The sequence below is a fragment of the Achromobacter deleyi genome, from assembly GCF_902859705.1.
Lineage (GTDB): Bacteria > Pseudomonadota > Gammaproteobacteria > Burkholderiales > Burkholderiaceae_B > Achromobacter > Achromobacter deleyi.
In genome coordinates, this window is the sequence record NZ_CADIJO010000056.1 from 1 (window position 1) to 4,017 (window position 4,017).

At 72.5% G+C, this 4,017-nt stretch carries 5 protein-coding genes; 4 read left to right on the plus strand and 1 reads right to left on the minus strand.

Features of this window, described 5'->3' with window-relative positions; all coding sequences use genetic code 11:
* The coding region (locus HV798_RS31480) for an MFS transporter (protein ID WP_484456039.1) at positions 1–568 on the minus strand (568 nt) is incomplete at its 3' end.
* Between the two features lie 120 nt (positions 569–688).
* On the opposite strand from HV798_RS31480, the gene HV798_RS31485 reads away from it, so the two are divergent.
* The 4 genes from HV798_RS31485 to gspL all read left to right on the plus strand — a co-directional run.
* Positions 689–1,183, plus strand: coding sequence for a MarR family winged helix-turn-helix transcriptional regulator (locus HV798_RS31485; protein ID WP_175196679.1), 495 nt, complete (start codon positions 689–691; stop codon positions 1,181–1,183).
* A 195-nt stretch (positions 1,184–1,378) separates the two neighbouring features.
* Complete coding sequence (gene gspG / locus HV798_RS31490) at positions 1,379–1,840, plus strand: type II secretion system major pseudopilin GspG (RefSeq protein WP_175196677.1); 462 nt, start codon at positions 1,379–1,381, stop codon at positions 1,838–1,840.
* Positions 1,812–2,912: a type II secretion system minor pseudopilin GspK gene (gene gspK, locus HV798_RS31495; protein ID WP_175196675.1), complete on the plus strand. Its 1,101-nt coding sequence runs from the start codon at positions 1,812–1,814 to the stop codon at positions 2,910–2,912. Before gspG ends, gspK begins: the two co-directional genes overlap by 29 nt.
* On the plus strand, positions 2,912–4,017 hold a 1,106-nt coding region (gspL, locus tag HV798_RS31500), incomplete at its 3' end, for a type II secretion system protein GspL (RefSeq protein WP_246289365.1). The genes gspK and gspL, both read left to right, overlap by 1 nt.

Genomic DNA, 4,017 nt, shown 5'->3' on the forward strand with positions numbered 1-4,017 from the left:
GTGTGGGTGCGCGCCGCGCCACCGCCAGCCAGCACAGCAGCGCCAGCCCGGCGGGCACGGCCCACAGCGCCAGTGCGTCGGGCCAGGCGCCGCCTTGCGCGGCCAGGGGCGCGGCCACGCTGGCGATCGCTGCGCCGCCCATGATGGCGGTGGAATACAGCCCCATGATGCGGCTGGCTTGCGCGGGCAGGCGCGTCTTGATGTAGATCGGCAGCAGGGCCTGCGTGATGGCGATGCCCAGCCCGGCCGTCAGGCCCGTGGCCAGCATGACGTGGGGCAGGCCGGCCCAGTGGCGGCCGGCAGTGGCGGTGGCGATCAGCACGAGGCCGAGCGCCACGCCTTGCTGTTCGTTGAGCACGCGGCGCAGCGGCGCCGCGGCCAGGGCGCCCAGGCCCATGATGAAGACGGGCAGGGCGGTCAGCAGCCCGGCGGCTGAATCGGACAGGCGGGTGGCGGCCTGCACCAGGTCCAGCAGCGGCGGCACCGAGGCCAGCACGGGGCGCAGGTTCAGGCCCACCAGGATGATGGCGACGATGCGCCAGGCGTTGTTGAGGCGAAAGACAGACACGATGGCTCCGGCGCGGACGGCGGGGGGCGGCATGCCCGGCGCGTTCCGCTAAAATATCTCGACGTCAAGATAGATGTCATTTATCTTGACGTCAAGATAACCAGGGAGGCCAGCAGGGCTATGGATCGAGCAGAACGCGCCGTGGCGCAATGGAACCGCGAACGTCCGGATCTGGACGTGTCGACGATGCAGGTGCTGGGCCGGCTGGCCGAGTGCGCGCTGGTGCTGTCGCGCGACCGCATCAACCCGCTGTTTGCGCGCTTCGGCCTGCAGCCGGGGGAATTCGATGTGCTGGCGACGCTGCGGCGCAGCGGCAAGCCCTATGCGCTGACGCCCACGGCGCTGTACGAAGACGCCATGATCTCGTCGGGCAGCATGACCAACCGCATCGACCGACTGGAAGCGGCGGGGCTGGTCAAGCGCAGCGCCGATCCTACCGATGGCCGCGCCACGCGGGTGATGCTGACGCGCCAGGGCGTCAAGCTGATCGACGAGGCCGTCGGCGCGCACGTGCAGAACCAGGCCGAGGTCTTGGCTGCGCTGGACGCGAAAGAGCAGGCGCAGTTGAGCGCGCTGCTGGCCAAGCTCTTGCAGGCGAATCGACAGCAGGGCTGATCCGGCACGGGCTGAGCCGGCATGGGCCGACCCGGCATGGGCCGCCCCCGTAGCTTTCAATCCTCCACACAACGGGTCAACTGCGTGACATCCGCGCTGGCCACACTGTGCGGACCCGAAAGGCGACCCGGCGGCAGAGGCTGCCGGCGGCGCCGTCTGCGGGTCCCTGTGTGATTGCCTCGGAGTTCAAGCGCGATGAAAGCAGGCCGGTCAACGACGGATAGGCTGTACCCGCCCGGGCGCCGGCAGCGTGGTTTCACGCTGATCGAGATCATGGTGGTGATCGTCATCATGGGCATCCTGGCCGCGCTGATCGTGCCGCGGCTGCTGGATCGGCCCGACCAGGCCCGCGCCGTGGCGGCGCGCCAGGACATCAGCGCGTTGATGCAGGCGCTGAAACTCTACCGGCTGGACAACGGCAGCTACCCCAGCACCGAGCAGGGCCTGCGCGCGCTGGTGGATCGGCCGGCGTCTGGCCCGGGCGCCTCGAACAACTGGCGCGCCTACCTGGACCGCCTGCCCAACGACCCGTGGGGCCATCCGTACCAATACCTCAACCCCGGCACGCGTGGCGAGATCGACGTGTTTTCGCTGGGCGCGGACGGCAAACCGGATGGGGAAGCGGGCAATGCCGACATCGGTTCGTGGCAGCTTTGAGCGCCAGCGCGGCATGGCCGTGATCAGCGCGCTGCTGGTGGTGGCGGCGGTGACCATGATCGTCGCGTCTCTGTTGCAGCGCCAGGACACGTTCCTGCGCAATGTGCAGGCGGCGCAGACGCGCGCCCAGGCCCAGGTGATGCTGGAGGCCGGGCTGGGCCTGGCGCGCCAGCGGTTGCGCGATGACGGCCAGCGCAATGCCGCGACCCGCGCGGATGGCGATTGGGCCGCGCCCATCGTCGATACCCGCCTGCAACGGCCGGGGCGCGAGGCCGCGTTCGTCGGCCGGCTGGAAGACGAACAAGGCAAATTCAATCTGCGCAACCTGGTGTTCGAAGGCCGCCTGTACCCGGACAGCGTCGATGAGTTGCTGCGGCTGTGCGCCCTGGTGGGCGTGGCGCCGCAGGCGGGCCAGGCCATCGCGCAGCGCATGCTGGCCGCGCAACCAGGGGCCGGGCCGCGTGGCGGCCAGCTGCCGTTGCCGCGCAACCTGGAGGAACTGGCCGGCGTGGCGGGCGTGGACGCCGCGGTGCTGGCCCGCCTGCGGCCTTACGTGACGGTGCTGCCGCGCGTGACGCTGGTGAACGTGAACACGGCGCGCGCCGAGGTCATCGCGGCGCGCGTGCCGGGCCTGTCGCTGGACCAGGCCAGGGCGATGGTTGCGCAGCGCGATGCGGGGCAGTGGTTCGTCAACAGCGGCGACTTTGCCAATCGCCTGGAAGGCGTGCAAGGCGCTGCGCCGACCGAGGCGGGCGGCAGCCAGCGGGACGGCAGCCAGCGGGACAGCAATTCGCCCAGGGCAGCCGGGGGAAGGTCCGGCGCGGGCGCCAGCCGGACGGCCAATCAACCAACCGGCAACTCCGCGAACAAGGCGTCCGACACTGCAAGCGCCAACGCGTCTCGCCAGACGCCGGTGGCTGGCGCCGAAGCGCCGCGCGTGGCGGTGGCCAGCGCCTGGTTCAGCCTGACCGGCGCCGCGCGGCTGGGCGGCGTGACCTTGCCGTTGAAGGCGCTGCTGGCCCGCACCGGCGCGGGCAAGGCCGAGATCGTCTGGCTGCGGGAAGGCGCGTGATGGCCTCGATCCGCGTGCTGTTGCCGCCCCTGCGCGCGCTGGCCGCCGATACGCCGCTGCCGGTGGCGGTGGGCGAGAAAGCGGCGTGGCGCCGAGTGCCGCCATTGACCCTGGCCGAGCTGGGGCGCCGCTGGCCGGGCGCCCGGGTGACGGCGTTTCTGCATCCCGAAGACATCACGCTGACGGCGGTGGCGCTGCCGCCGTTGCCACGTGCGCGCTTGCGCATTGCCGTGGAAGGCGCCATCGAGCCGCTGGCGCTGGGCGAACCCGACACGCTGCTGATCGGCCACGGCGTGCGCGGCCCCGATGGGCGCGTGCCCGTGGCCTGGCTGGACGCCGACGTGGCGCAGGCGGTGCAGACGCAGACCCGCGCCTGCGGCCTGGCGCTTGCCGCGCTGGCGCCCGCCACGCTGTGGCTGCCCGAGACCGAAGGCGGCTGGACGCTGTGGCAGCACGATGGGTATCTGGTGGTACGCCAGGCCGAGGGCGCAGGCGTCCTGACCGCCTGGGAGGAAGGCGACGCCGTGGCTCCGTCGACGATGCTGCAGGCGCTGGGCGGCGAGGCGCCGGGCGGGTGGGGCGCATGCCGCTGGGTTGGCGTGGCGCCGCCCGGTATCGCGGCCAACGAGACCCTGCCTGACGCGGCCTGCGGCGTCACGGCGGCGGTGCCGTGGTTCATCGCCGCCGATCACGCGCCGGGCGAGGGCGGCGCGGCCCGCTGGCGTCCCGCCGTCGCGCTGGTCTTGGCCGCGGCCCTGGTGTGGCTGGCGGGATTGTGCCTGTATGCCTGGCGGCTGGACGAGGCCGCACACGAGGCGCGCGAGCAACTGGCGCAGTCGGTGCGCAAGGCGTTCCCGTCGGTGGGCGCGGTGGTCGATCCCGTGGGCCAGGCCCGGCGCCAGTTGGCGGCGCGCCAGGGCGGCCGCGACGATTGGGCCGAACTGGGCACGCTGCTGCGGGCGGCCAGCGGACATATGGCGTTCGCCGCGGGCGACACGCAGGCCTGGCGCTACGCGGCGGGCGTGCTGGAGATCGACCTGCCGCCCGCCGCGCGGCCCCGCCCCGCGCAGGCCGCCGAGGGCACGCAGGCCGAGGCGGCGTCCTG

Bases quoted from the DNA above. Each gene is read 5' to 3' on its own strand.
- HV798_RS31485 (WP_175196679.1), top strand. From the start codon at position 689: ATGGATCGAGCAGAACGCGCCGTGGCGCAATGGAACCGCGAACGTCCG.
- gspG (WP_175196677.1), top strand. From the start codon at position 1,379: ATGAAAGCAGGCCGGTCAACGACGGATAGGCTGTACCCGCCCGGGCGC.
- gspK (WP_175196675.1), top strand. From the start codon at position 1,812: ATGCCGACATCGGTTCGTGGCAGCTTTGAGCGCCAGCGCGGCATGGCC.